This is a genomic window from Massilia mucilaginosa (genome assembly GCF_011682145.1).
Classification (GTDB): Bacteria; Pseudomonadota; Gammaproteobacteria; order Burkholderiales; family Burkholderiaceae_D; genus Telluria_A; species Telluria_A mucilaginosa.
On record NZ_WHJH01000014.1, the window covers coordinates 1 to 25158 of the forward strand.

Sequence of the window (25158 nt, forward strand, 5' to 3'; positions counted from 1 at the left end):
CGAACATTTCTGCGTCATCCGTTCTTGCCTCGATACCCTGCGAAAACAGGGCCACAACATGCTCGCAGTGCTACAGCGCGCATTTGTCGGCGCGCCTATCCCATCAGTTGCATAGCGGCTGAATAGTTACACCGCATCAAGGTCGTTACATAAATTTTTCGCCAAGGAAAACTCCATCAATATTGTCTAATTATCAATGCTAATGATACGCCAGAATGACGTCGATTTTTATCGATATTGAAAAGACATAGGTCTTTTTTCCTTCGTCTTGTCATCTGTTTTGGTATCGCATGGAGCGTACTCCTGCGGCCAGCATGGAATCAAGAAAAACAAACGCCGTCACGAGGACGGCGTTCGTCTTGCAAAACCTGCTTGCTATTTAGTCGTACGTCGCGCTGATGGTCACGCCGTTAAAACTCGGCGCGGCCTTGAGCATGATGTAGTACCACTGGCCGCTGGCCGGCGCGGCGATGTTGACGCTCTCGCCGTTACCGCCGGTGGCCGATGCAAAATCGTACCAGGTGGTCGACGGATAGCGTCCGCGTGCCACGTACATATCCGCATTGCCGCTGCCGCCGCTGGTAAACAAGCGCAGGTTCTTGGCGCCTGCCGGCAGCAGGATGTGCGCATAGCTTTCGCTCGACGACGTAAAGCCGGTAATCGAGCAGCCCTTGCCCAGGTAACTGCCCTGGTTGCACGCCGGCAGGTTCACCTGCGGCAGCGGCGGTTCGCCGGCGGTGGTGGCCGTCTTCACCCAGCCCGCGAACTCGGCGTCGTAACGCGTGCCGATATACGCCATGTAGTTCTGGTAGCCGTCGTAATCGCCCACCCGGAACTTGCCCAGCACCGCGTCCACATCGCTGCGGTGCTTTTCCACCATGAAGCGGGTCGCCATATAGCCCCAGCGATAGGCGCGGTCGGTGTAGTCGCCCATCGAATAGGTATTGCCGAAGATCTCGCTCAGCTTGTAGGTCCCGGTGCGCGCCTTGTCGATCGATGCCTGGTTATTGTTGCGCAGGGACAGATACTCACCGATACCCTCGATCCACCACACGGTCGGCTTGGATATGGCGTCACCGAAGTCTCCGTACATATTGAAGCGCCCGTCCAGGTAGTGTACGTATTCATGCTCCAGGTTCCAGACCGAGAAGTTCGGCCGCAGCCACGACGCTTCGTGCGCAATGAAGCGCGCCTGGTTGGTCGACGACTCCGGGTTGCCTTCGAGGTACATACCGCCGTTATTGGTATCGATATCGTAGATAACCGACGCGTACTTGCCGTAATTGGCGTAATCGTCGAACACCACCAGTTCCAGCGAGGTGTTCTTGTCGTTGGCGACCGGCACCCGCTTGGTTTGCAGCATGTCGTGGAAGTAGCCTTCTTCCTTTTGCAGGATGGCGCAGGATGACTGCAGTTGGGCAGTCGTCATCTCTTGTGCCCGGATGCGCAGGGTCGGGCTGCAGGTATAGCTGACCTTGAGCACCGTGTCCGCCAGTTTCTGCTCGTAGCCGCAGGTGCCGTACTGGCCGCAGTTGGCGTTGTCATAGTATTTGACGGCCGAGGCTGCAGCCAGCCAGAGCGCGCTGTCGGCGCCGGTCATGCTGCTGCTGGCCAGGGTCGCTTGCACCATCGGCTTGACCGTGGCTTTTTGCGCCGCGTGCTGCATGAAGCGGAACGTTTCATTGGCGGCGTCGTTGAGCATGTAGCCCGTCGCGGTGCCCAGCAGCGCGGACTTGTTTTTCACAACGAAGTTGTTCAATGCCACCGGATAGCTGGTGTCGCTTTGCAGCAGCGGCAGCGCGTCCGGCCGCGAATGGGCGTAGAACAGTACCGTCAATGCCGAGGTCATGCCGCCGGCGGCATCGTTTTGCTTGAGCCCATCGACTGCACTCGGGTTGCTCGGCGAGTTGGTGTAGCGCACCACCAGCTGTTTCATCGATGGCAGGAAATACGCTTCATCATGGGTGTTGGTGATCAGCTTGATGACTTCGGACGCCGTGCTGCCGGCCACCGGATTGCTCTTGTACAGTACCGTGCCCTCGACCAGGTTCTTGATCGGTGCGCGCAGCGATGCCGTATACGCGGCCGGCGGCGTGGCGATGGTGCCGCCGCTGCCCAGGTAGTAACCGGCGCGCAAGTATAGCGCCAGGTTGGCCAGCGCGCGGTTGCTGGCGTTGTAAGTGCTCGCTTCGCGCGCGAAGCGGGTCGCGACCGCATTCATGTTGGCGGCCGAGTAGGCCTTGGCGGCTTGCGCGGCGTTCAGCGAAAACAGCGGATAGGTGCATTCGACATCGGGCATGGCGGCCAGGTAGTCGGCCAGCGCGGCGCCGTTGTAGCTGGTCAGCGCATCCATGTTCTTGCACTCGGGCGTGGCTGCCATCAGGCTCATGCGGCCAAGCTCGGGCTTTTTGGGCATCAGGTCCAGGCGCGGCTTGGTGGTGGGCGCCACGTTGAAGCGCTGTTGCTCCACCGTTGGCGGCAGGCTCTGGCGCGCGTGCGGCATCGGTGCCTGTTTCAGGCGTTCGTGCGTATGGCCTTGATCGGCTTGCTTTGCATGGCCGATGCTGCTGAAACAGGCGCTGATCAGCCCGGCCAGTACGATGGTCTTGTGTTGTACAAACATTGTCTCGCTCCTTGTCATTGTTGTGATCGATCTTGGGCGCGCCGGCCAGGATGTGGTCCGGCGCTTTGCTCATGGGACGGAAAAGGGTCAAGTCCGCCCTGCAGCAAGCCTTCAGGCGTGCTGATACTATCTCTAATGCATATGGGGAAATACCCAACAAGGGCGGCAAAGATGCAATTTGTTCAATTTGTCCGCCGCGCCTGATAAATACGGCACAGTATGGTGGAAGGCGATGACGAAAAAGCCACACTTCCGGTGACCGGAAGTGTGGCTTTAGCAATGGTCTGACACGCTGAAGTGTTACTTGGTGACGGTCAGCTTGTACTTGCCGGCACCGCTATACGAGGAGATCACGACCCGGTAGTAACCGGCCGGGGCGGTGAAAGTGAGCGCTTCCTGCGATGCGTCGCCGGTCGATTCAGCCACGTTGACCCACAGATTGGTCGTGCCCTTGTTCTGCCACTGTTCCAGGCGCAGGTCGAAGTCGGTGCCGGCCGGGCCGCTCAGTACGGCGCCCAGGGTGCCGCCCTTGTACTCGAACCAGGGCGATGGATGGATCGCTTCGCCCTTCTCGGCCAGCGTGCCGTTGTAGATGTCGCCGGCCGGGGTCGAGGTGGCCGTGCCGAGGTCGAACGTCACGGTCTTGCCCGGCGCGCTGATGTTGGAAAGCGCAAAGCCCGACGCAAAGCCGTTCCACCACCGCGAATTGGTGCCCTTGCTTGTCAGCGCATTCGGTACGCCGGCGTTGAACGCGCGCGTGGCCACGCCGTCGTACAGGTCGCCGCCATCGCCCTGGTTCACATTGTTTTCCGGATCGCGCTTGCCGTCCGCGTGTTCCATCTGGATGTACGGCTTCCATTCGGTATCGTTGGTGCCGCTCGGGTCGATGTGGAACACGGCCAGGCCCTGGTCGGGCTGGTGCAGGTTCTGCCCGCTCTTGTGGATGGCTTCCACGTAAAACGCTTCGGCCGCGTTGGCGGGATTGCTCCAGCGGTACAGCGAGTGGCCGCTGGCCGCCATCGACAGGCGTCCGCTCGGCGCGCTGCGGTTGATCGCCGGATTGAGTTCGATGGCCGTGTCCCATCCCGCCAGGTAGCGCAGGAAACCGACCGGCTGGGTCGGACGGTACTGGCTTTCGAAGCCCACGCCGCCGAAGCCCATCACGCAGAAGTTGGCTACCGAGCCTTGCGAGCTGCCGTCGTAGTCGTACAGGTCGGGCCAGCCCATGATCAGGTGACCCGATTCATGCACGAAGGTGCCGATCGCCAGTTGCTTGCCCATGTCGCTGATCTGGTAGCTGCCGGTGCAGGCGCCGTTGCTGCAGAACTTTTCGCCCAGCCAGCCCATGTGCGGCCACAGGCCTTTCGACCACGGGCTGTCCGCTTCGCCCGCATAGAAGAAGTTCAGGCCCAGGATGTGGCCGGTGCTGTCGCGGCTGAGCGTGGAAAAGTCGACGCCTTCGCTGCTCTTGACCCAGTTCAGCGCTTCGACGATCAATTCCTGCGCGCGCGGGCCGACATCCAGGCTGTTGTCGGTGTAGTAGGACTTGGGCCGCTTGGCGCGGTAGTAGCGGGTGACCGTGTTGCTGTAGTCGAGTTTGTTGCCCGAGGCGGCCAGGAAGTAGCCGCGCACCGATTGCGCATTGCCGAAGCCGGTATAGTTGGCGTCGTTCAGGAACGATTCGACCTGCGGCTTGGTGATCGTGCCCGGTGCGTCGGAGAAATCGATGATCACGGTCAGGCCGCGCATCTGGCCGGTCACTGCGGCGCTGGCCGCGGCGCTCGGGGCCATCATCGCCGACGTGGTTTTCTGCGCCAGTTCCAGGGTGCGTCCGTGCATCTTCTGATAGCGCTGTTTGGCCAGGCGCGCCTTGGCGGCCGTGGAGAGGCCCGGCTCGCGCTTGTCCTGCGCGGTGCTGAAGGTGCGCAGTCTGGCATTGGTGGCCAGCACGCCGCTCGAGACCAGCTCGTCGCCCGTGGCGTTCACGTGCGCGTAGCAAAAACCGCGTTTGGCAGGATCATAGACGACCAGCGAGCCGTCTTCGGTACGCTGTTCGGCGTAATAATCGTTACCGTCGAGGCGAATTTTCAACATGTCGCCGCCCGGCTGACGGAATTCATAGCGATGACCCTTGTACGGAATGGCCGCATGGGATGTTAACGCCGCCAGCGACAGCACCACACCGGCCGCTGCCGTAAGACTTGCACGCATCAAACTCATCACTTCTCCAAAGTTGTAAAAAGTATAAGTATGTATGTGTGAAAAGTGCTCGTCTTGGCACATTTCGGCGCATCTTCGTCGAAATCAGCATAAAAGTCGTCTATACAATTCCCGCTCCATGGTTCCCGGCTGCTCGGTATTTCCGTGCGGATAGCATATATTTTCGCTTTGACCGGCTTTCTTCTTGTGCATTATCATTATTAAATACACACTATCGACTTGAACCACGATCAGGGCCGTTGTCGCCATGTTAAACCGCCTGCTAAAAAAACCAGCACCCGAGCCTGTCCCTTCGTTTACGAAGCGGCGCTTTTTCGGCACCGAGCAAAAAGCGTTCTACGGCCGCCTGCGCCGCGCGCTGCCCAAGTGCTACATTTTTCCCGACATCGCGCTGAGCAAACTCATGATCCCGAGCAATCCGGATCCGAAGATCAAGCGCAGCCACCAGGACCATCTGTCCGGACGCAAGGTCGATTACGCCGTCTTCGATGCCCGTCTGCACCTGCTGTTCGTGATCGAACTGACCGTGCCGCCGGCGCCGGGCGCCAATCCGGACACCATTCCGATCGCGGCCCTGATGGCCAGCGCCGGCATCCGCCGCTTCAGTTGGCCCAAGGACAACCTGCCGTCGACCGAACAGACCCTGCGCGCGCTGGCCGATTATTCGGCCGAGAACATGGCCAGGGAAGAGGGCGACGCCGGCGAGCCGTCGTCGCAACCGGGCCAGCCCGAGCACATCGATACGATTCCCGTGGTCGACAGCATCATCGTCCCGCGCACGGCCAGCACCTTGACGCTCGAAGCGCTGGCCGGCATGGCGCCGCAGGGGGCCTTGAAAACGTCCTATCCGCACGTGTGGGAACGCATCTGCCTGTTCTGCACCGAACCGCGCCACCTGCACCAGTACCTGCATTCGCTGTCGATGCAGGACCGTGGCGTCAAGCGGGCCGGCTTTTCGGAAGAAGCGCTGAACGAAATCGCCCGCATCCAGGTCGCCAACGTCGGCTATCTGCAAACCCAGACGGCGCCGGAACGGGCCAGCTGGAACGACGTCTTTACCGACCGCTGACCTGCGCGGCGCGGTCCGGCGCGCGGATTGACCGTTTGTTATCGTCAATCCGCAGTTCGTCGCAACGCCAGCCCCGGCCAGGCGCGCTGCCACTATAGTCTGGCCTGACGTTGCCAATCAACCAGACTACAGGAATCGCATGTTCAAACTGTCCGCCCTCTGCTTCGCCTCCCTTGTTGCGCTGCACGCGCCGGCCGCCTTGGCCCAGGAAGGCGCCCAGGTCGCCGCCTCCGCCAGCGAACAAACCCTCGCCGAGCGCATCGACGCCGTCATCGCCCCGTACTACAAGGCCGATGCGCCAGGCGCGACCGTTATCGTCACGCAGGATGGCAAGACCGTGCTGCGCAAGGCCTACGGCTTGGCCAACGTGTCCAAGGGCATTGCCATGAGCCCCGACATGGCCATGCGGCTCGGCTCCATCACCAAGCAGTTCACCGCCGTTGGCATCCTGATGCTGGTCGATGAGGGCAAGCTGGCGCTCGATGACGACATCACCAAATTCCTGCCGGATTACCCCACGCGCGGCAAGCGCATCACCATCGAGCACTTGCTGACCCACACCTCGGGCATCGTCAGCTTCACCAGCAAGCCCAGTTTTTTCCTCACCGAAGGGCAGGACAAGAGCGTGGCGCAGATGATCGACTTCTTCAAGAACGATGCGCTCGAGTTCGAGCCGGGCACGCGCTGGGCCTACAACAATTCCGGCTACTTCCTGCTCGGCGCGGTGATCGAAAAACTGTCCGGCCAGACGTACGCCAAGTTCATGGAAGAACGCATCTTCACCCCGCTCGAGATGCGCCACACGGCCTACGAAGGCCACGAACGCAACCCCGGCCCGCGCGCCGTTGGCCATACCAAGGGCTGGTTCGGCGGCGTCGCCACGGCCAAGCCGATGAGCATGACGCAGCCGTACGCGGCCGGCGCGCTGGTCTCGACCGTGGACGACCTGGCGCGCTGGGATGCGGCCATTTCCGCCGGCAAACTGCTCACGCCGGGCACCTGGCAAAAGGCGCACACCAGCGCCGTGCTGGCCGACGGCAAGCTCACCAACTATGGCTACGGCTGGCAGGTCGGCAAGCTGCGCGGCGCACCGATGGTGGCGCACGACGGCGGCATCAACGGCTTTTCCACCTCCGCTTTGCGCCTGCCGCAGCAAAAAGTGTACGTCGCGGTGCTGAGCAACAGCGACGCACCCAAGGTCCAGCCCGACATGGTGGCCAGCCAGGCGGCGGCGATTGCCATCGGCAATCCCTTCCCCGACTTCAAGTCCGTCAAGGTCGACAATGCCGTGCTCGACGCCTATGCCGGCACTTACCGCATCGACGCCAACGCCACCCGCAGCTTCAAGCGCGACGGCGACAAGCTGGTCATGCAGCGTACCAACCGCGACCCGGTCACCCTGACCTCGTTCGCCAACGACAGTTTCGTCATGCCCGCTTCGCTGACCACCTTCGTGTTCGCGCGCAACGCCAAGGGCGAGGTCAACCACGTGACGGTCCACAGCCAGGGGTCGGACATGATCAACCAGCGCGTCGGGACGCCCTACGGGACGCCCTACGGGACGCCCTAACGTACGCGGCGCGGGTTGGTAAATCTGCTACGCTCGCCAGACACATAACCTGGCGAGCCCAATGAGAACCATCCCCACCATCCTGAAAGACAGCAAGACGATCGCCGTGGTCGGCTTGTCGAACCGGCCCGAGCGTGCCAGCCACGCCGTGGCCGCCTACCTGCAACAGCAGGGCTACCGCATCCTCGGCGTCAACCCGGCGTATGCCGGCCAGGACATCCTGGGCGTGCCGGTCTACGCCAGCCTGGCCGAGGCCGCCGCCGCCTTGCCGGACGGCGCGCGCATCGACATCGTCGACTGCTTCCGTACGCCCGACGCCATGCTCCCGCTCGCGCGCGACGCCATCGACGTCAAAGCGCGCTGCCTGTGGATGCAGCTCGGCGTGGTCAACCAGCAAGCGGCCGACCTGGCCGCCGCCGCCGGCCTCGACGTGGTGATGGACCGCTGCCTGAAAATCGAGCACGCGCACAGCGGCGCGCCAGCGTGAAGGCGCGCACCCGTTTCCGGGCCGGGCCCGGCCTCAAGCTGCGCGATGAAGACGCCGGGGCCACGCCGTTGCGCGAGCATGGCGGCAAGCATCCCAAGTCGAAAGAACAGATCAAGGCGCACGAGCGCAAGCTGACCGATGCGCTGACCGCGAAGATTGCGCTGCACCAGCAGATGCTGTTCTCGCAGCGCAAGCAAAAAGTGCTGCTGATACTGCAGGGCATGGATACTTCGGGCAAGGATGGCACGGTGCGCGCGCTGTTCAGCCGCATCAACCCGATGGGACTGCGCGCCGCCCAGTTCAAGGCGCCCACCCTGGAAGAAGCGGCGCACGATTTCTTGTGGCGCATCCATCCGCACGTGCCGGGCGCGGGCGAGATCGCCATTTTCAATCGCAGCCACTACGAAGACGTGCTGGTCGCGCGCGTGCAAAAGCTGATCGACGACAAGGAATGCCAGCGCCGCTACGCGCATATCGCCGACTTCGAACGCATGCTGGCCGACACCGGCACGGTGATCGTCAAGGTGTTCCTGCATATCTCGAAGGAGGAGCAGCGCGCGCGCCTGCCGGCGCGCCGGGATGACCCGGAAAAGCAATGGAAGTTCGACGACAACGACCTGGTCCAGCGCAAGCGCTGGGACGACTACCAGGACGCCTACGAACGCGCCATCGACGCCACCGACGCCGAGCACGCGCCGTGGTACGTGATTCCGGCCGATTCCAAGGTCCACCGCAACCTGCTCATCGCCAGCCTGCTGCTTGAAGTCATGGAAGACCTGGAATTGCGCTTCCCCAAGACCGATCCGCGCCTGTCAACGCTGACGGTGGAGTAGGGCAGGCGCTTCAGGCCGCCCGCGCGGCCGGCAGCGGCGCCGCGAGCGCTGTCTGGACCGGCGCCGCCGCCGACGACGACGTGTCGCGTATCACCAGCGGTTCCGCCTGCGCCCCGTCGAGCAAGCCGATCAGTTCGGCCAGCATCGCCCGGTCGGTCGCCACGTCGGCCGTGTTCAAGGCCAGGTCGCGCGCAATGTCGCGCAGGCGCCAGGTGATTTCGCGCGTGGCCACGGCTTTTTCGAATTGCAGGGCGCCGTCGTCGTGGTCGTGCAAGCCATGGTTGTTCTTCAGATAGGCATCGAGCCCGGTGCTGATGAAGGCGCGCTCGATATTCCTGATGCGCGCCAGCGCCCGTTGAATCAGCGCCCACACGCGCGGCGAGCGCAGGGCATCGTCGCGCAGCATGTTCTGGCCGGCCTCCAGCGCATCGGCAATCCGGTGCCACAGCCGCGCAATCGCGGCGTCATCGCTCTCTTCCGGGCGCGAGGGAGCGATCGGACGGTTGGCCGGCTGCGTGCGCAAGGCATTCGAAATGGCCGACAAAAAGTGGTGCGGATGCTCGCCCGGAATGATTTTCAGGGCCAGTTCGGCGCGCTCGAGCGGATAATCCTTGTGCAGCACCCCGGCCAGCATTTCCGCCACCGACACCGCCAGCCCCGGTCCGCTGATCATCCCGCCGGCCGACTGGCGCGGATAGCCGGTGCCGTCGAGCCGTTCGTGGTGTTCCGACACCGCCCGCCCCACCGCCGCCGGATAGGTTTCGAGTTCGGTAATGAGCATCTGGCCGATGCGCGGATGGATCACCAGGTGCGCCCACTCGTGCGGCAGCAGGCGTTTGCCCGGCATCAGGTACGCCGGGTCGATGTACAGCTCGCCGATATCGTGCAGCAGGCCGGCCAGGCCGGCCGCCATCTGGTCGTCGTTCGACAGCTGCATTTTTTTCGCCATGCCGATCGACAGCAGGCTGACGGCCACGCTGTGTTCCAGCGCGCGCGGGTCGTCGCGGTCGGTCAGGGTGAGCATCATGCGCATGGCATGGCCCAGATGCATGTTCGCCAGCAAGGTCTGCGGCGAAATCCCGCGCCCCGCGTTGCGGCCCAGGATGCGGTTGATCGGCACGCTGGTATCGAGAATGCGGCTGGCCGTCTCGAGAATCAGGCCGTTGTCGGTGCCGCCCTCGGCGCTCAGCGACGATTCCAGCGTCTTCCTGAGCTTGTGTCCGCCCAGGGTATCCTGCTGGGCGCGCGTCAACCTGGCGCCCTTGGCCACCAGCTTCATGCCCCGGATGTCGACGATGTCTTCGCTGGCGGCGACATCCATCACCTCGGTCAGCTTCATCAATTTGTTCAGGTAGTGCTGGTTGACAGTAGTGTTCAGGCTGGTACGCTGCATGGGTGGCTCCGTAAAGATGTCCACATGATACCAACTATTTCCCAAAAGAATCGTTCTGAGTATCAAATATTTGCTGCTTTTTTTGGCAAGGTAGCCGTTCTGTCCATCGCCGCGCCGCTGGCAAAGGCGAATTGACATAGAATGAAGTTCCCATTCCCCACCGCATGGAAACAACAATGTTCAAGATTTCGGCACTTCTTCTCGCGGGCCTGTCCGCTGTTGTATTGACGAGCACTCCGGCGCGCGCCCAGGCCCCCGCCGCCGCCCCGGCAGCGGTCCCGGCCAGCTGCCCGGCCTTGCTCAAGCACAGCTTCAAGCGCCTGCAGGATGACGTGCCGCAGGACCTGTGCCAGTACGCCGGCAAGGTTGTGCTGGTGGTCAACACCGCCAGCTACTGCGGCTATACCACCCAGTACGAAGGGCTGGAAAAGCTGTACGCCAAATACGGCAGCAAGGGCCTGGTCGTGCTGGGCTTTCCGTCGAACGACTTCGGCAAGCAGGAACCGGGCAGCGCCAAGGAGATTGCCGATCTCTGCTACAACACCTATGGCGTCAAGTTCCCCATGTTCGCCAAGACCGTGGTCAGCGGCGCCAATCCGAACCCCCTGCACGCGAGCCTGATCAAGGCCACCGGCAAGGAGCCGAAATGGAACTTCACCAAATACCTGATCGACCGCAACGGCAAGGTCATCGAACACTATCCAAGCAAGGTTACCCCCGAAGACAAGCAGCTGGTCGGCAAGATCGAGCAAGCCCTCGGCGGCTGAGGACGATTGCCCCGCAGCCCTCCCGCACAGGGCGTCCCGTAGGGCAGGTCCCGTGCCTGCCCTGGAATGTGTGTCTTACCCACAACGCATCACGGGGATTCAGTTTCCCAAAAGACATTAAAGATACTAAAATAGAACACTCGCTCTATTGCCGGTCTTTCCGATGCTCCCCACTCTCGATTACGCATTCTTCGCAGAACGCCTGCACGGCTTTTTTGCCGTGGCCGGCCATGACGGCGTCACCCTTGCCCTGACCGAGGTCGACCGGCCCGCGCACCAGCCAGCCGGGGGCAACAGCTTTGCGCTGCTGTTTCGCGGCCCGGCCCAGCCCGCGCTGGAGCAGATGACCTACATGTTGGACATCCCCGGCAGCGCAACGTTCCCCCTGTTTATCGTCCCGGTCGGCTGCGACCAGGATGGCATGCAGTACCAGGCAATTTTCAACTAACTATTGCGCGCGCCCAAGGGCGCCGCGGCAAGCGACTGGCAAGGAGCCGTGCATGAGTGAACCGTTCTTGGCAGAAATCCGGATGATGTCGTTCAACTTCCCGCCCAAGGGCTGGGCCGTGTGCAACGGACAGTTGCTTCCGATCAACCAGAACCAGGCCCTGTTCGCCCTGCTCGGGACCCAGTATGGCGGCAACGGCCAGACCAACTTCGCCTTGCCCGACCTGCGCGGCCGGGTGCCGGTGCACACGGGCGCCGTGAGCGGCCCGCTGGGCTCAAGCGGCGGCCAGGAAGCGGTCACGCTCGAGCCATCCCAGCTGCCCGTCCACGCCCACGCGCTCAATGCCACCACCGCCCTGGCCACCAGCGGCTCGCCGGCGAATGCCCTGGCGGGCAAGAAGGGCCGCCTCGGGCGCGACCTGTTCGCCGCCCCGGCCAACCTGGCGGCACTGAACGAGAATACCGTGACGCCGCGCGGCGGTTCGCAGGCGCATTCCAACATGCAGCCTTTCCTGGCGCTCAATTTCGCGATTGCCCTGCAGGGCATTTTCCCCAGCCCGAACTGAATAACAAGGACGTACGCGATGGCACAACCTTATGTCGGCGAAATCCGCATGTTTGCAGGAACTTTTGCCCCGCTCGGCTGGGAATTCTGCAACGGCCAACTGTTGCAAATCTCTGAAAACGAGACCCTGTTCCAGCTGATCGGCACCACCTACGGCGGCGACGGCCAATCGACCTTCGCCATGCCCGACATGCGCGGGCGCGTTCCCCTGCACATGGGCAAGGGCGTCAGCGGCACCACCTACCAGTTGGCCGAAGCGGCCGGCGTCGAAACGGTGACTCTGACCATGCCGATGATCCCGGGCCACACGCACGCCGTGATGGCCTCGACCAACCCCGCCAGTGCCGCCGTCAGCCCCGCCACAGGCGTGCCCGGCAACACCGGCGGGACCCCCGTGTACGGCCTGAACGGCGCAAACGCGCCGATGGCCGCGGGCGCCATCGCCAGCCAGGGCGGATCGCAGCCGCACAACAATATGGCGCCCTACCTGGGAATCCATTTCATCATTTCCCTGTTCGGCATTTTCCCCAGCCCGACCTAACGGACATCATCGCCATGGCAGACCCCTTCCTTGCTGAAATACGCATTTTCCCCTTCAACTTCGTGCCCAAAGGCTGGGCCGCCTGCAATGGCCAGCTGATGCCGCTGTCGCAAAACACGGCCCTGTTCTCGCTGCTCGGCACCGCCTACGGCGGCGATGGCAAAAGCACCTTCGCGCTGCCCGACCTGGCCGACCGCTCGCCGCTGCACGCGGGCGGCGGCCCCGGCTTGACCGTACGCGACCTCGGCGAGCAGGACGGCGTGCGTGAAGTCGCGCTGACCATCGCCGAGATGCCCGCGCACCAGCACGATTTGCGCCACGCCGGCAGCGCCGCCAGCACCGCCACGCCCGGCATGACGGTCTCGTTCGGCCATGCCGGCGTGGCGCAAATCTATGCGAGCGCCGCCGCTACCTTGACGCCGCTGGCGCCGGCCGCGCTGTCAACGGCCGGCGCCGGCCAGCCGCACGAGAACCGCCAGCCCTTCCTCGCATTGAATTTTTGCATCGCGCTGCAGGGCGTGTTCCCGCAGCGCCCGTGAGGATGACGCCGACACTGCGCCCGCTGCGGGCCGCCGACCACGTCTTCCTGCGCAGCGTGTACGCGGCCGCGCGCGCCCGCGACATCGCCCGCTCCGGGTGGGACGTGGCCACCGCCGACGCTTACGTGCGCATGCAGTTCGACGCCCAGCACGGCTTTTACCGCAAGCGCTATCCGGCCGGCCATTTCGATCTCGTGCTCGATGGCGACATCTCGGTCGGCCGCCTGTACGTGGCGCGCGAAGCGCAGCGCATCCACGTGATCGAGATCGGCATGCTGCCGGCCTACCGCAACCGCGGCGGCGGCGGCGCGCTGCTGGCCGCCTTGCAGCGCGAAGCGGGCGCGCGCGGCGCGGCCGTCACCACCCACGTCGAATCGAACAACCGGTCCATGTCGCTGTACCGGCGCTTCGGTTTTCGCGAGATCGGCAGCGCCGGCTTTCACCGCCTCATGGAATGGCGCGCCGACGCGCCCTCCGCACCATCCACCCCGACCAGTAAAGGCCACACAGCATGAAACGACGCGACATCCTCAGGGCCGGCGCCAGCTCGCTCGCTTTTGCCGGCATGATGGGCGCGGCCGCGCCCCAGGCCGCTGCCTCCGGCGCCACGCCGTTCGCGTGGAGCCACGCCAGCGCGCTGGCGCTGGTCGGCCAGCAGTTCTGGCTGAACCACCCCGAGCTGCGCGCCATCGGCATCACCCTGGCCGAGGTGCAAACGCCGGCCACCCAGGACGACCCGCGCCTGCGCCAGTTCTCGCTGGTCTTCGCCAGCGACGGCGCCCGCTTTGCGGCCGGCACCTACGAGATCGACCATGCCACCCTGGGCCGCTTCCTGCTGTTCGTCGCCCCTGCCGGCAACGCCGCCGGCGCGCCGCGCTACCGCGCCGATTTCAGCCTGATGGCCTGATCACACCCGCATTACCACGGCGCGCATCGGCGCGCCGGCTTCCACTTTCGCCCACCTACACGGATCCACCCATGCACAAGCACGCCTCCGCCAACCGTTTCTACCGCCTCGTCTGGAGCCATGTGCATGCCTGCTGGGTCGCCGTGGCCGAAGGCGCGCGCGGACGCGGCAAGGGTGGCCGGCGCAAGCTCGCAAGCCTGATGCTGGGCGCCGCCGTGGCAGCCAACGCCGCCGCCGCCCCGCCCCTGATCGATAGCGCGCTGCCGGCCGGCGCGCAGGTCGTCGCCGGCCAGGCCGGCGTGAGCACCAACGGCGCGGCCATGACCGTCACCCAGGGCAGCGCCCAGGCCATCCTCAACTGGCAAAGCTTCGATATCGGCAGCAAGGCCGAGGTCCGCTTCGACCAGCCCTCGGCCAGTGCGGTGGCGCTCAATCGCGTGGTGGGCAGCGACCCCTCGCGCATCTACGGCAAGCTCTCGTCGAACGGCCAGGTGTTCCTGCTGAACCAGCAGGGCGTGCTGTTCGGCGCCGGCGCGCAAGTCAACGTGGGCGGCCTGGTGGCGTCCAGTCTCGGTCTGTCGGACCAGGACTTCCTCGACCGGCGTTACGAATTTTCCGCCGCCGGCACGCCCGGCGCGGTGCGCAACGACGGCAGCATCCGCACCGCCAATGGCGGTTACGTCGCGCTGATCGCGCCCACGGTGGCCAACAGCGGCAGCATCGGCGCGGCGGGCGGCAGCGCCGTGCTGGCAGCCGGCAGCCAGGTCGGCCTCGACCTGCGCGGCGACGGCCTGATCACCGTGCGCGTGGCCCGCTCCGCGCTCGACGCCGCGCTGACCAACGATGGCCTGGTGCGGGCCGACGGCGGCCAGGTGGTGCTCAGCGCCGCCGCGGCCGACGCGCTGGCGCGTTCCAGCGTCAACAACGCCGGCCTGGTGCAGGCGCGCGGCTTTGCCGGCGAAGGGGGCAGCATCCGCCTGAGCGGCGACACCATCCACGCGGGCGCGCTCGACGCCTCGTCCGGCGCGGCTGCGGGCGGACGCATTGCGATCGATGGCGGCGCGGTCGCACTCGACGGCGCCATCAACGCCGACGGCGCCACCGGCGGCACGGTCAAGGTGGACGCGCGCGCCAACCTGTCGGCGGCGGCGGCGACCAGCGCGCAAGGCCGCGCCGGCAATGGCGGCACCATCGGCTACCGCGCCGGCGCAGCGCTGGTCGAGACCAGCAGCGCCTCGACCAACGCCAGCGGCGCCGCCGATGGCGGCAGCACCAGCATCCACGGCGGCGCTGGCGTGATCTCGTCCGCCACCCACAGCGCCCGCGCGGGCGACGGCATCGGCGGGCGTATCGACCTCTCCGGCGCCGATGTGCGCCTGCTCGGCGCCACGCTCGACGCCTCCGGCGCCACCCAGGGCGGCATGGTGCGCGTGGGCGGCGCCTTCCAGGGCGGCAGCGAGCGCGCCGACGCGCCCGACCTGGCGCGCTTCACGCAGCGCTGGGGCCAGCGTGCGCCGATTGCCTCGGCGCAGCAAACCTTCATCAACGATTCCACCAGCATCAAGGTGGCGGCCAGCGGCGCGCAGGGGCAGGGCGGCACGGCGGTGGTGTGGTCGGACCAGCAGACCACCATGCTGGGCAAAGTCGACGCCACCGGCGCGACGGCCGGCGGCACGGTCGAAATCTCGGGCAAGAACGAGCTGCGCCATGTCGGCCTGGAGCACCTCGACATCGGCGCCGGCGGCCAGCTGCTGCTCGACCCGAAGAACATCACCATCGGCAGCTATCCGCTGGTCTGGACCTACCAGGCGATCCTCGGCCAGGGTTACAGCGGCGGCAAGAACAAGGACGTCGCCAGCCTGGCCTCCGGCGACGGCTTCGGCTTCAGCGTCGCCCTCAACGAAACCGGCGACCGCCTGGCCGTGGGTGCCCCGTTCGACAAGGGCTTCGACGGCACCGGCAGCGCCAAAGGGGCGGTGCGCCTGTTCAGTTTCAGCGACAATAATTTTTCCAACGCGACCCTGGAAGGCACCATCGGCGCCGGCTACACCGGCGGCAAGAACCTGAACCTGGCGCTGGCCGACGGCGACCAGTTCGGCACCTCGCTGGCCATGAACCATGACGCCTCGCTGCTGGGCGCCGGCGCCTTCGGCGACGGCAGCAACGGGTCGGTGCGCCTGTTCAATTTCGGCAGCAATTTCAGCGCCCCGGCCCTGACGCAAACGCTGACCGCCGCCGACACCGGCAACCCGGCCATGGGATTCGGCGCGGCGGTCGGCATGAACCGCGCCGGCACCCGCCTCGGCATCGGCGCCCTGTACGACCAGGGCGCGCAAAACGACTGCGCCAACTGCGGCGCCGTCTACGTCTTCGACAAGGGCGCCACCACGATGGCGCTGGCCGGCGTGGTCGGCCAGGGCGCCGGCGTGAGCCTGGCGACGGACCAGCAGTTCGGCAGCGCGGTCGCCTTCGACAACAGCGGCAGCCTGATGGCCGTGGGCGCGGTCGGCACCGGCAGCGGCAAGGGCGCGGTGTACCTGTTCAGCGGCGTCGGCAACACCAGCGTACTTGAAGGGCGCATCGGCGCCGGCGTCAACGGCGCCAAGGACCTGGCCCTGACGCTGCGCGAGAACGACTTGTTCGGCTCCTCGGTAGCGCTGTCGGGCGACGGCAAGCGCCTGGCAATCGGCGCCACCGGCGACGGCGGCTTCGGCGTCGTGACCGGTGGTCCGGGCAGCGTGCGCATCGTCGATTTCGGCGGCGCCAGCTTTGCCGCGCCCACCGTGTCGGCCACGCTGGGACGCGACTACACGGTGGGCGCCAACGGCGACGTCGACCTGGGCGATGGCGATAACTTCGGCTTCGCGGCTGCGCTGAACCGGGCCGGCGACCGCCTGGTGGTCGGCGCACCGTACGCCAACTCGGCCAACGGCAGCGTGCCCGAAACCGGTGCGGTACACGCCTTTGCGCTGCTGCCGCCGCCATCGAGCAGCAACGTGCCGTTCACTTCCGTCAAGCCGAAGCCGGGCCTGGACGTGACGATCGACGCGCCGACCTTGCTCGCCACGCTCGACGCGGGCGTATCGATCACCCTGCAGGCGAATAACGACATCAAGCTGCTGGCCGGGAATCCCCTGATCATCAGCAATGCGACCAACGGCAACGGCGCGCTGACCTTGCAGGCCGGGCGCAGCGTCACCCTCGATTCGAGCATCAGCACCGGCAACGCCAACCTGACCGTGCTCGCCAACGCCAGCGCCGGCGCCGACCCCGCCTTCCGCGATAGCGGCAATGCCGCCATCACCACTGCCGCCGGCACGGTCATCGACGCCGGCAGCGGCAGCATCAGCATGACGCTGGGTGGCACCAGCATCGGCGCCATCTCGGTCGGCGGCACGGTCACCGGGTCCACGGTCAAGCTGGTCAACCAGGGCCTGGCAAACAGCACGGTGACGGTACTCGGCAGCGGCAGCGTGACCGGCACCGGCAGCGGCACCGCCCTCGACATCGCCGCCGTCAACGGCACGTTCTCGAATCAGAACGGGGCGAGCGGCATCGGCGCGCCATCCGGCCGCTACCTGGTGTATTCCACCAGCCCGGTGACCACGCTCGAAGGCGTCAGCGGCTACGACAAGCACTACAACCAGGCATACGTGGCCGGCAGCACGCCCGCGTATGCCGGCAGCGGCAACTGGTTCCTGTATTCGGTGGCGCCCGCGCTCAACCTGAGCGCCAACGCCGCCTCCCGCGTGTACGACGGCAGCGCCGCCGTGCCCACGCTGACCTACGGCGCCACCGGCTTCATTGATAACGACAGCATCGCCAGCGGCTTTACCGGCGCGCTGTCGGCCGCCGGCGCCGGCAAGAACGTCGGCACCTACGCCATCGGCGTCGGCAGCCTGGCCAGTGCGCTCGGCTACACCCTGAACTACACGGGCGCCAATTACACGGTGACCCCGGCCACCCTGAACGTGAGCGCGAGCGGCGTCGACAAGGTCTACGACCGCACCACCGGCGCCACCGTCAACTTCAGCGGCAACAAGATCGGCAGCGATGCCGTCAATATCGGCGGCACCGGCGTCTTCGCCGACAAGCATGCCGGTGTCGGCAAAACCATCAACCTGAGCGGCATTGCGCTGTCCGGGGCCGACGTCGCCAACTACACCCTGGGAACGGCGCCGGCGACCACCAGCGCCACCATCACGCCGTTCGCCCTGACCGCCAGCGCCACCGGCAACAACCGCGTCTACGACGGCGGCACCGCCGCCAGCGCGACCGTGAGCGGCAACGTCATCACCGGCGACAGCGTGACCTTCGCCAGCACCGGCGCCGCCTTCGCCGACAAGAACGCCGGCAACGCCAAAACCATCACCGTCAGCGGCATCGGCATCGGCGGGTTGGACGCCGCCAACTACACGCTGGCGTCCAACACCGCCACCACCAGCGCCAACATCACGCCACGCAGCCTGCTGGTGACCGCGTCCGGTGGCGGCAAGGTCTACGACGGCACGGCGGCCACCAGCGTCGCGCTGGCCGACAACCGCATCGGCAGCGACGACCTGGCGCTCGGCGGCACGGCCAGCTTCGCCGACAAGCATGCCGGCAACGGCAAGACCGTCACCGTCGGCGGCCTGGCCCTGTCGGGCACGGATGCCGGCAACTACACGCTGGCCGCTCCCACGGCCACCACCACGGCCAGCATCACCCCGCGCGCCCTGACGGTCGGCGCTACCGGCATCGACAAGCAATACGACCGCACCACCGCCGCCAGCGTCAGCCTGACCGACGACCGCGTGGCCGGCGACGCCATCACGCTCGCGGGGACCGCCTCCTTTGCCGATTACAACGCCGGCAGCGGCAAGACCGTCACCGTCAGCGCCATCGGGCTGCTCGGAAACGACGCCGGAAACTACACCCTGGCCGGCACCAGCGCCACCACCAGTGCCGCCATCACGCCACGCGCGCTGACCGCCACCCTGGCCGGCGCCAGCAAGGTCTACGACGGCACCACCGCCACCAGCGCAACCCTGAACGACAACCGCATCGCCGGCGACACGCTGACGGTGACCAGCGGCGCCGCCGTCTTCAGCGACCAGAACGCCGGCATCGGCAAGACCGTCACCGCCAGCGGCATCACCCTCGGCGGCGCCAGCGCGGGCAACTACACGCTCGCCGCGACCAGCGCCATCGGCAGCGCCGACATCACGCCGCGCGCACTCGCCGTCACGGCCAGCGCGACCAGCAAGATCTACGATGGCAGCGTGGCGGCGGGCGTGACGTTCACCGACAACCGCATTGCCGACGACGTGCTCACGGTTTCCGGCAGCGGCGCGTTTGGCGACCGCAATGCCGGCACCGGCAAGGCGGTTGCGGTGACCGGCATCGCGCTCTCCGGTCTCGACGCGGGCAACTACAGCCTGGCATCGACCAGCGCGTCGGCCAGTGCCGATATTACCCCGCGCGGCATCGCCGCCAACGCGACCGGCAGCAGCAAAGTCTACGACGGCACCACTGGCGCCAGCGTCACCATGGGCGATAACCGCATCGCCGGCGACCTTGTGACGCTCGGCTACACCGGCGCCAGCTTCGCCGACAAGAACGCCGGCAACGGCAAGACCATCAGCATCACCGGCGTCAGTCTGAGCGGTACGCACGCTGGCAACTACACGCTCGACGCCACCAGCGCCAGCGCCAGCGCGGCCATCACGCCACGGCCCCTGAACATATCGGCCGCCGGCGTGAGCAAGGTGTACGACGGCGGCGTCGCGGCCGACGTGACCCTGAGCGACGACCACCTGGCCGGCGACACGCTCGCCGTATCCGGCCTGGCCACCTTCAACGACAAGAACGCCGGCGTCGGCAAGGCCGTCACGGTGACCAATCTCACGTTCGACGGGGCTGACGCGGGCAACTACGCGCCGGCGTCAAACAGCGTGACCGGCAGCGGCAGCATCACTCCGCGCGCGCTGGCTTTTACCGCCGTTGGCGTCGACAAGCAGTACGACGGCAGCACCGCCGCCACGGCCGGCTTTACCGACAACCGCGTGGCGAACGACCAGCTGACCTTCTCCGGCAATGCGCTGTTCGACAGCAAGAGCGTCGGCAGCGGCAAGACGGTTGCCGTCAGCGGCATCGCGCTTGCGGGCCTCGATGCGGGCAACTACACCATCGCCGGCACCACCGCCAGCACCAGCGCCGCCATCACCCCGCGCACCCTCGCGCCGAGCGTCACCGGCTTGAACAAGACCTACGACGGCACCACCGCCGCCAGCGTGACCCTGGCGGCCAACCAGATCGCCGGTGAAGCGGTCACCCTGTCGAGCACCGGCGCGAGCTTCGCCGACAAGAACGCCGGCACCGGCAAGACCATCAACGTGGGCGGCCTGGCCTTGACCGGCGCCGATGCCGGCAACTACACGCTGGCCTCGACCGGCACCACCGCCACGGCCGATATCAATCCGCGCGCGCTCGCCTTTACCGCCACGGGCGTCGACCGCGCCTACGACGGCACGCTGGCCGCCGCCATCACCTACAGCGGCAACCACCTCGCCGGCGACAACGTCAGCTACACCCAGAACGCCAGCTTCGGCGACCGGAACGTCGGCGCGGGCAAGACGGTCACGGTGAGCGGCATCGCACTGGCCGGCGCGGACGCGGGCAACTACACGCTCGCCTCGACCAGCGCCACCACCAGCGCCAGCATCACGCCGCGCATTTTGAACCCCGTGCTGATTGGCGCCAACAAGACCTACGACGGCAGCACCGCCGCCACCGTCACGCTGGACAACGACCGCATCGCCGGCGACGTGCTGGCGCTGAGCAGCACCGGCGCGGCGTTTACCGACAAAAACGCCGGCGTGGCAAAGCCGCTGACGGTAACCGGACTGTCGCTGTCCGGCGCCGGCGCGGGCAACTACACGCTCGCCTCGACCAGCCATACCGGCAGCGCCGATATCGCCCCGCGCGCGCTCGTCACCATCGCCACCGGCGTGGACAAGGTCTACGACGGCACGCTGGCGGCCACGCTCAAGCTGAGCGACAACCGCCTGGCCGGCGACGTCCTGAGCGTCAACGCGGGCAACGCCGTCTTCGGCGACAAGAACGTCGGCAGCGCCAAGGCGATCAGCGCCGGCGGCATGACCTTGTCGGGCGCGGACGCGGGCAACTACACGCTGGCGTCGAACACCGCCAGCGCCAGTGCCAGTATCACGCCTCGCACACTGAATGTGAGCATCGGCGGCGCGGTCAAGGTCTACGACGGCACCACCGCGGCCGGGTCGGCCCTGGGCGATGACCGCATCAAAGGCGACGCGCTGTCGCTGGCCGGCAGCGCCGCGTTCTTCAGCGACAAGAACGTCGGCGCCAACAAGGCCATCGTGGTCGACAAGCTGGCGCTGTCCGGCGCCGATGCAGGCAACTACACGCTGGCGGCCACCAGCACCAGCGGCACCGGCACGATTACCGCGCGCCCGCTCAATGTCATCGCCACGGCCGCCGCCAAGGTCTATGACGGCACCACGCTCGCCAGCGCAAGCGTGGCTGGCGACCAGCTTGACGGCGATGCGTTGACCATCTCCGGCGGCACCGCCACCTTCGCCGACAAGAATGCCGGCAAGGGCAAGACGGTCAATGTCGCCAGTCTGACGCTCGGCGGCCTTGATGCCGCCAATTACGCGCTGGCCGCGTCCACCGTGACCACCACGGCCGACATCACCCCGCGCGCGCTGAACGTGACGGCGGCGGGCGTGGACAAAGTCTACGACGGCACCGCCGCCGCGCAGTTCACCATCGGCGACAACCGCATCAGCGGCGACGCGCTGACCTTCAACGCGCCGGGAGCGCGCTTCGCCGACAAGAACGCGGGCATGGCCAAGGTCGTCACGCTGGACGACCTGTCGATTGGCGGCCTTGACGCTGCCAACTACACGCTGGCGTCGCTCAAGCCGGCCACCACCGCCTCGATCACGCCGCGCGCGCTGACGGCCGGCCTGGCTGGCTCAATCAGCAAAGTCTATGACGGCGGCACCAGTGCCGCGCTCGACGCCGGCGCAGTGTCGCTGGCCGGTTTCGTGGCGGGCGAGGGCGCCAGTGTCAATGCAAGCGGCGGCACCTTCAACAGCGCCAACGTGCGCGATGCGTCGAGCGTGAGCGTGGTGATCGACGGCGCGAGCGCCACGGCCGGCACGCTGCTGTCGAACTACGTGCTGCCGGCCAGCGCCAGCGGCGCCGGAACGATTACGCCGCGCACCGTCGCCGTGAGCGGCATGAGCGTCGCTCCCAAGGTCTACGACGGCACCACCAGGGCCACCTTGAGCAGCGCGGGGTCGCTGTCGAACCTGGTGGCCGGCGAAGCGCTGACCTTGTCGGCGCCAGCGGGCGCCACTTATGACAACCGCAGCGCCGGCAACGGCAAGCTGGTGACCGCGAGCGGCTTCACCCTGGCCGACGGCGCCGCCGGCCTGGCGTCCAACTATGTGCTGGCCAGCGGCACGGCGAGCGTGAACACGGGCGTCATCACCAGGGCGCCGTTGACCATCAGGGCCGACGACAAGATGCGCGCAAGCGGTGCGGCCAATCCGGCGTTCACCTTCAGCGCCAGCGGTTTCGTTGGAGGCGACGACAACGGCCTGCTCGCCGGCCTGACGGCGAGCACCGGCGCCGACCGCCAGTCGCCGGCCGGCACCTACGCGATCACGCCGGCGGGCGGCATTTTTAGCGACTACCTGCCGCAGTATGTCGACGGCACCCTGACCGTGAATGGCGCCAGCAGCCAGGTCGACGCGATCATCGGATCGATGGCCGCCGCCGGCCAGCGCCAGCAGAACGTGTTTGCGAACGCTGGATTGAGCCCGTGGACCGTGGCCTGGACCGGTCCCGCGCCGGAGCTGGCGGCGCAGGCCGACGCCAGCGGCGCGCACGGCGGCGAGGCCGAGACCAGCACCGTCACGCTCAGCGGCGGCACGGCCGTCACCATGCGCCGTGGCGGCGTGCGCACGGCGGAGTAACACCATGAAGAATCTCCAATCGACTCATCCGCAACAAGGTACCAACGTGAACAAACGCCTCACCACAGACAGCATCGCGCTCGGCATCCTGCTGGCGCCCGCCCTGGCCTTCGGGCAGGTCACGCCGGACGCCGGCCGCATCCTGGAATCGACCCGCCCGCCGGCGCTGATCGCGCCACCGGCGGCCGGCGTCAAGGTGCTGCCCGATGCGGCGCCGCTGCCGGCCGCCGCGCAGGCGGGCGACCAGCGCGTGCAGGTCAACGGCTTCGTGTTCGCGGGCGTGAGCGCGTTTCCGGAAGCGGCCTTGCGCGAACTACTGGCGCCTTATGCCGGCCGCGCGCTGACGTTCGCGGAGCTGAACCAGGCCGCCGCCGCCGTCACGGCGTACTACCGCGTGCGCGGCTACTTCCTCGCCTCGGCTTACCTGCCGGCGCAGGACCTGGCGCAGGGCCAGGTGCGTTTGCAGGTGCTGGAAGGGCGCGCCTCAAACGTTCGCATCGTGCCGGACGCCTCGGTGCGGCTGGCGCCCGCGCTGGCGCGGCGCTACTTCGATGCCTACGTCGTGCCCGGTGCGCCGGTCAATGAAACGCAGCTCGAGCGCGCCTTGCTGCTGACGCAGGACCTGCCCGGCATCGGTGCGCGCGCGGAACTCGGCCCCGGCGCGGCGCTGGGCGAAAGCGCCATCGATATCGCCCTGAGCGAAGGGCCTCTGTTCAACGGCAATGCCGGCATCGACAATTCCTCGAACCGCTACACCGGCCGCATGCGCGCGACCGGCGGTGTGAACGTGAACGACCTGGCCGGCAGCGGCTCGCAGCTGTCGCTGCAAGTGGCCAGCACCGGATCGGACTTCAACTACGCGCGCGTGGGCGCGGTGCTGCCGGTGGGCGCTGCGGGCACCCGCGTCGGCCTGGCGTATTCCGGCCTGCGCTACCGCCTGGGCGCCGATTTCGAATCGCTCCAGGCGCGCGGCAGCGCCAACGTGGCGCAAGTATTGGTGATGCATCCGCTGCTGCGTTCGCGCTACACCAGCGTGCAGCTGCGCGGCAGCTTCGAGGACAAGCGTTTCGTCAACCGCGCCAACGGCGTGCAGACCAGCGACAAGCAGGTGCGGGTGCTGCCGCTGGCGGTGAGCATGAGCCGCCAGGACCAGCTCTACGGCGGTGGCTTGAGCAGCGCGCTGCTGGAAGTGACGCCCGGCCGGGTCGACCTGTCGGGCAACGCGGCCTCGCAGGCGGCGGATGCGGCCGGCCCGCGCAGCGAAGGCAGCTTCACGCGCGCGAACTACCAGCTGGGGCGGGTGCAGCGCATCGGCGGCGCAACGTCGCTCATGGCCAGCATCAGCGGGCAGCTGGCGTCGAAGAACCTGGAGGCGGGCGAGAAGATGTCGCTCGGCGGACCTGACCGCGTGCGCGCCTATCCGGCCGGCGAAGCCAGTGGCGACGAAGGCCATGTGCTGGCGCTCGAAGCGCGCTACGAGCTGCCGTCGTGGCAGGCCGACGTGGGTGCGTTCTTCGACTATGGCCATATCAAGCTCAATCGCGCGCTGTATCCGAATGCGCTGGCGGCCGGCGGGCCGGGTAACAGCTACGACCTGAAAGGCGTTGGCGTCGGCATCCACTGGCGCGCGCCGGGCAATGTGAGCGTGCGCCTGCAGGTGGCCGGCAAAATCGGCAGCAACCCGGCGCGCAACGCCAGCGGCAAGGATGCCGACGGCAGCAGCTCGCGCACCCGCGCGTGGCTGCAGGTGGCGGCGTATTTCTAGGCGCTAGGCGGCAAGGGCGAAGCCTTCGTCCAGCCATCCGGTGATCCCGCCGGTCATCAGCTTGACCGGGCGCCCCAGCCGCGCCAGCCGGATCGCGGCGCGCGCCGCGCCGTTGCAGTGCGGTCCGGCGCAGTAGACCACGAACAGCGTCCCCTCGGGATACCGGGCGATGGTCGATCCGATGATCTTGCGGTGCGCCAGGTCGAGCGCTCCCGGAACGTGGCCGGCGCCGTATTTGTCGCTGCCGCGCACATCCAACAACACAAAACCGGGGCTGCCCGACGCCAGCGCCTCGTGCACATCCCAGCAATCGGTTTCGAACCCGAACTGCGCTTCAAAGTGCGCCAGGGCGGCCGGCGAGGGGGCTGCTGCAACGTCGGTAACGGCGGACATGTCGGTACTCCTGAAAGATGAAAGAGCCTTCATT

General features: G+C 66.6%; 17 protein-coding genes. 13 read left to right on the plus strand and 4 right to left on the minus strand.

The window, feature by feature from the left end; all coding sequences use genetic code 11:
- Nucleotides 1-379: 379 nt before the first annotated feature.
- Nucleotides 380-2623, minus strand: a complete 2244-nt coding sequence (locus tag F2P45_RS13720; protein ID WP_166875718.1) for a M9 family metallopeptidase — start codon at nucleotides 2621-2623, stop codon at nucleotides 380-382.
- A 300-nt stretch (nucleotides 2624-2923) separates the two neighbouring features.
- A complete protein-coding gene (locus F2P45_RS13725; RefSeq protein ID WP_223164740.1) occupies nucleotides 2924-4843 on the minus strand; it encodes a M6 family metalloprotease domain-containing protein in 1920 nt (639 codons plus the stop codon).
- A gap of 247 nt (nucleotides 4844-5090) precedes the next feature.
- On the opposite strand from F2P45_RS13725, the gene F2P45_RS13730 reads away from it, so the two are divergent.
- The 4 genes from F2P45_RS13730 (at nucleotide 5091) to F2P45_RS13745 (ending at nucleotide 8802) form a co-directional block, all read left to right on the plus strand.
- Nucleotides 5091-5912 carry a DUF2726 domain-containing protein gene (locus tag F2P45_RS13730; RefSeq protein ID WP_166875721.1) on the plus strand — a complete coding sequence of 274 codons (822 nt, stop codon included), beginning with the start codon at nucleotides 5091-5093 and terminating at the stop codon, nucleotides 5910-5912.
- 139 nt (nucleotides 5913-6051) lie between these two features.
- Nucleotides 6052-7482, plus strand: coding sequence for a serine hydrolase (locus tag F2P45_RS13735; RefSeq protein WP_166875724.1), 1431 nt, complete (start codon nucleotides 6052-6054; stop codon nucleotides 7480-7482).
- 61 nt (nucleotides 7483-7543) lie between these two features.
- Nucleotides 7544-7969, plus strand: a complete 426-nt coding sequence (locus tag F2P45_RS13740) for a CoA-binding protein (protein WP_166875727.1) — start codon at nucleotides 7544-7546, stop codon at nucleotides 7967-7969.
- Nucleotides 7966-8802, plus strand: a complete 837-nt coding sequence (locus F2P45_RS13745; protein WP_166875731.1) for a PPK2 family polyphosphate kinase — start codon at nucleotides 7966-7968, stop codon at nucleotides 8800-8802. The genes F2P45_RS13740 and F2P45_RS13745 overlap by 4 nt, the downstream gene beginning before the upstream one ends.
- 10 nt (nucleotides 8803-8812) lie before the next feature.
- On the opposite strand, the gene F2P45_RS13750 is transcribed toward F2P45_RS13745, so the two are convergent.
- Nucleotides 8813-10195 (minus strand): HD-GYP domain-containing protein, encoded by a 1383-nt coding sequence (locus tag F2P45_RS13750; RefSeq protein ID WP_166875734.1) that lies wholly within the window; start codon nucleotides 10193-10195, stop codon nucleotides 8813-8815.
- 176 nt (nucleotides 10196-10371) lie between these two features.
- On the opposite strand from F2P45_RS13750, the gene F2P45_RS13755 reads away from it, so the two are divergent.
- The 9 genes from F2P45_RS13755 (at nucleotide 10372) to F2P45_RS13795 (ending at nucleotide 24731) form a co-directional block, all read left to right on the plus strand.
- Nucleotides 10372-10962, plus strand: a complete 591-nt coding sequence (locus tag F2P45_RS13755; RefSeq protein ID WP_166875738.1) for a glutathione peroxidase — start codon at nucleotides 10372-10374, stop codon at nucleotides 10960-10962.
- 163 nt (nucleotides 10963-11125) lie between these two features.
- A complete protein-coding gene (locus F2P45_RS13760) occupies nucleotides 11126-11410 on the plus strand; it encodes a DUF6916 family protein (RefSeq protein WP_166875741.1) in 285 nt (94 codons plus the stop codon).
- A 52-nt stretch (nucleotides 11411-11462) separates the two neighbouring features.
- Nucleotides 11463-11975 carry a phage tail protein gene (locus F2P45_RS13765; RefSeq protein WP_166875744.1) on the plus strand — a complete coding sequence of 171 codons (513 nt, stop codon included), beginning with the start codon at nucleotides 11463-11465 and terminating at the stop codon, nucleotides 11973-11975.
- 18 nt (nucleotides 11976-11993) lie between these two features.
- Nucleotides 11994-12515, plus strand: coding sequence for a phage tail protein (locus F2P45_RS13770; protein WP_166875747.1), 522 nt, complete (start codon nucleotides 11994-11996; stop codon nucleotides 12513-12515).
- A 14-nt stretch (nucleotides 12516-12529) separates the two neighbouring features.
- On the plus strand, nucleotides 12530-13054 hold the full coding sequence (locus tag F2P45_RS13775; RefSeq protein WP_166875750.1) for a phage tail protein: 525 nt from the start codon (nucleotides 12530-12532) through the stop codon (nucleotides 13052-13054).
- 2 nt (nucleotides 13055-13056) lie between these two features.
- Entirely contained in the window at nucleotides 13057-13569 is a 513-nt protein-coding gene (locus F2P45_RS13780) for a GNAT family N-acetyltransferase (RefSeq protein ID WP_166875753.1), read from the plus strand.
- Nucleotides 13566-13961, plus strand: a complete 396-nt coding sequence (locus tag F2P45_RS13785; RefSeq protein ID WP_166875754.1) for a DUF6916 family protein — start codon at nucleotides 13566-13568, stop codon at nucleotides 13959-13961. The genes F2P45_RS13780 and F2P45_RS13785 overlap by 4 nt, the downstream gene beginning before the upstream one ends.
- A 71-nt stretch (nucleotides 13962-14032) precedes the next feature.
- Nucleotides 14033-22966: a YDG domain-containing protein gene (locus tag F2P45_RS13790; RefSeq protein WP_166875757.1), complete on the plus strand. Its 8934-nt coding sequence runs from the start codon at nucleotides 14033-14035 to the stop codon at nucleotides 22964-22966.
- Nucleotides 22967-22970: 4 nt separating this feature from the next.
- Nucleotides 22971-24731, plus strand: a complete 1761-nt coding sequence (locus tag F2P45_RS13795) for a ShlB/FhaC/HecB family hemolysin secretion/activation protein (RefSeq protein WP_166875760.1) — start codon at nucleotides 22971-22973, stop codon at nucleotides 24729-24731.
- Between the two features lie 3 nt (nucleotides 24732-24734).
- Here F2P45_RS13795 and F2P45_RS13800 read toward each other — a convergent pair whose 3' ends face one another.
- A complete protein-coding gene (locus F2P45_RS13800) occupies nucleotides 24735-25124 on the minus strand; it encodes a rhodanese-like domain-containing protein (RefSeq protein ID WP_166875763.1) in 390 nt (129 codons plus the stop codon).
- Nucleotides 25125-25158: the final 34 nt, after the last annotated feature.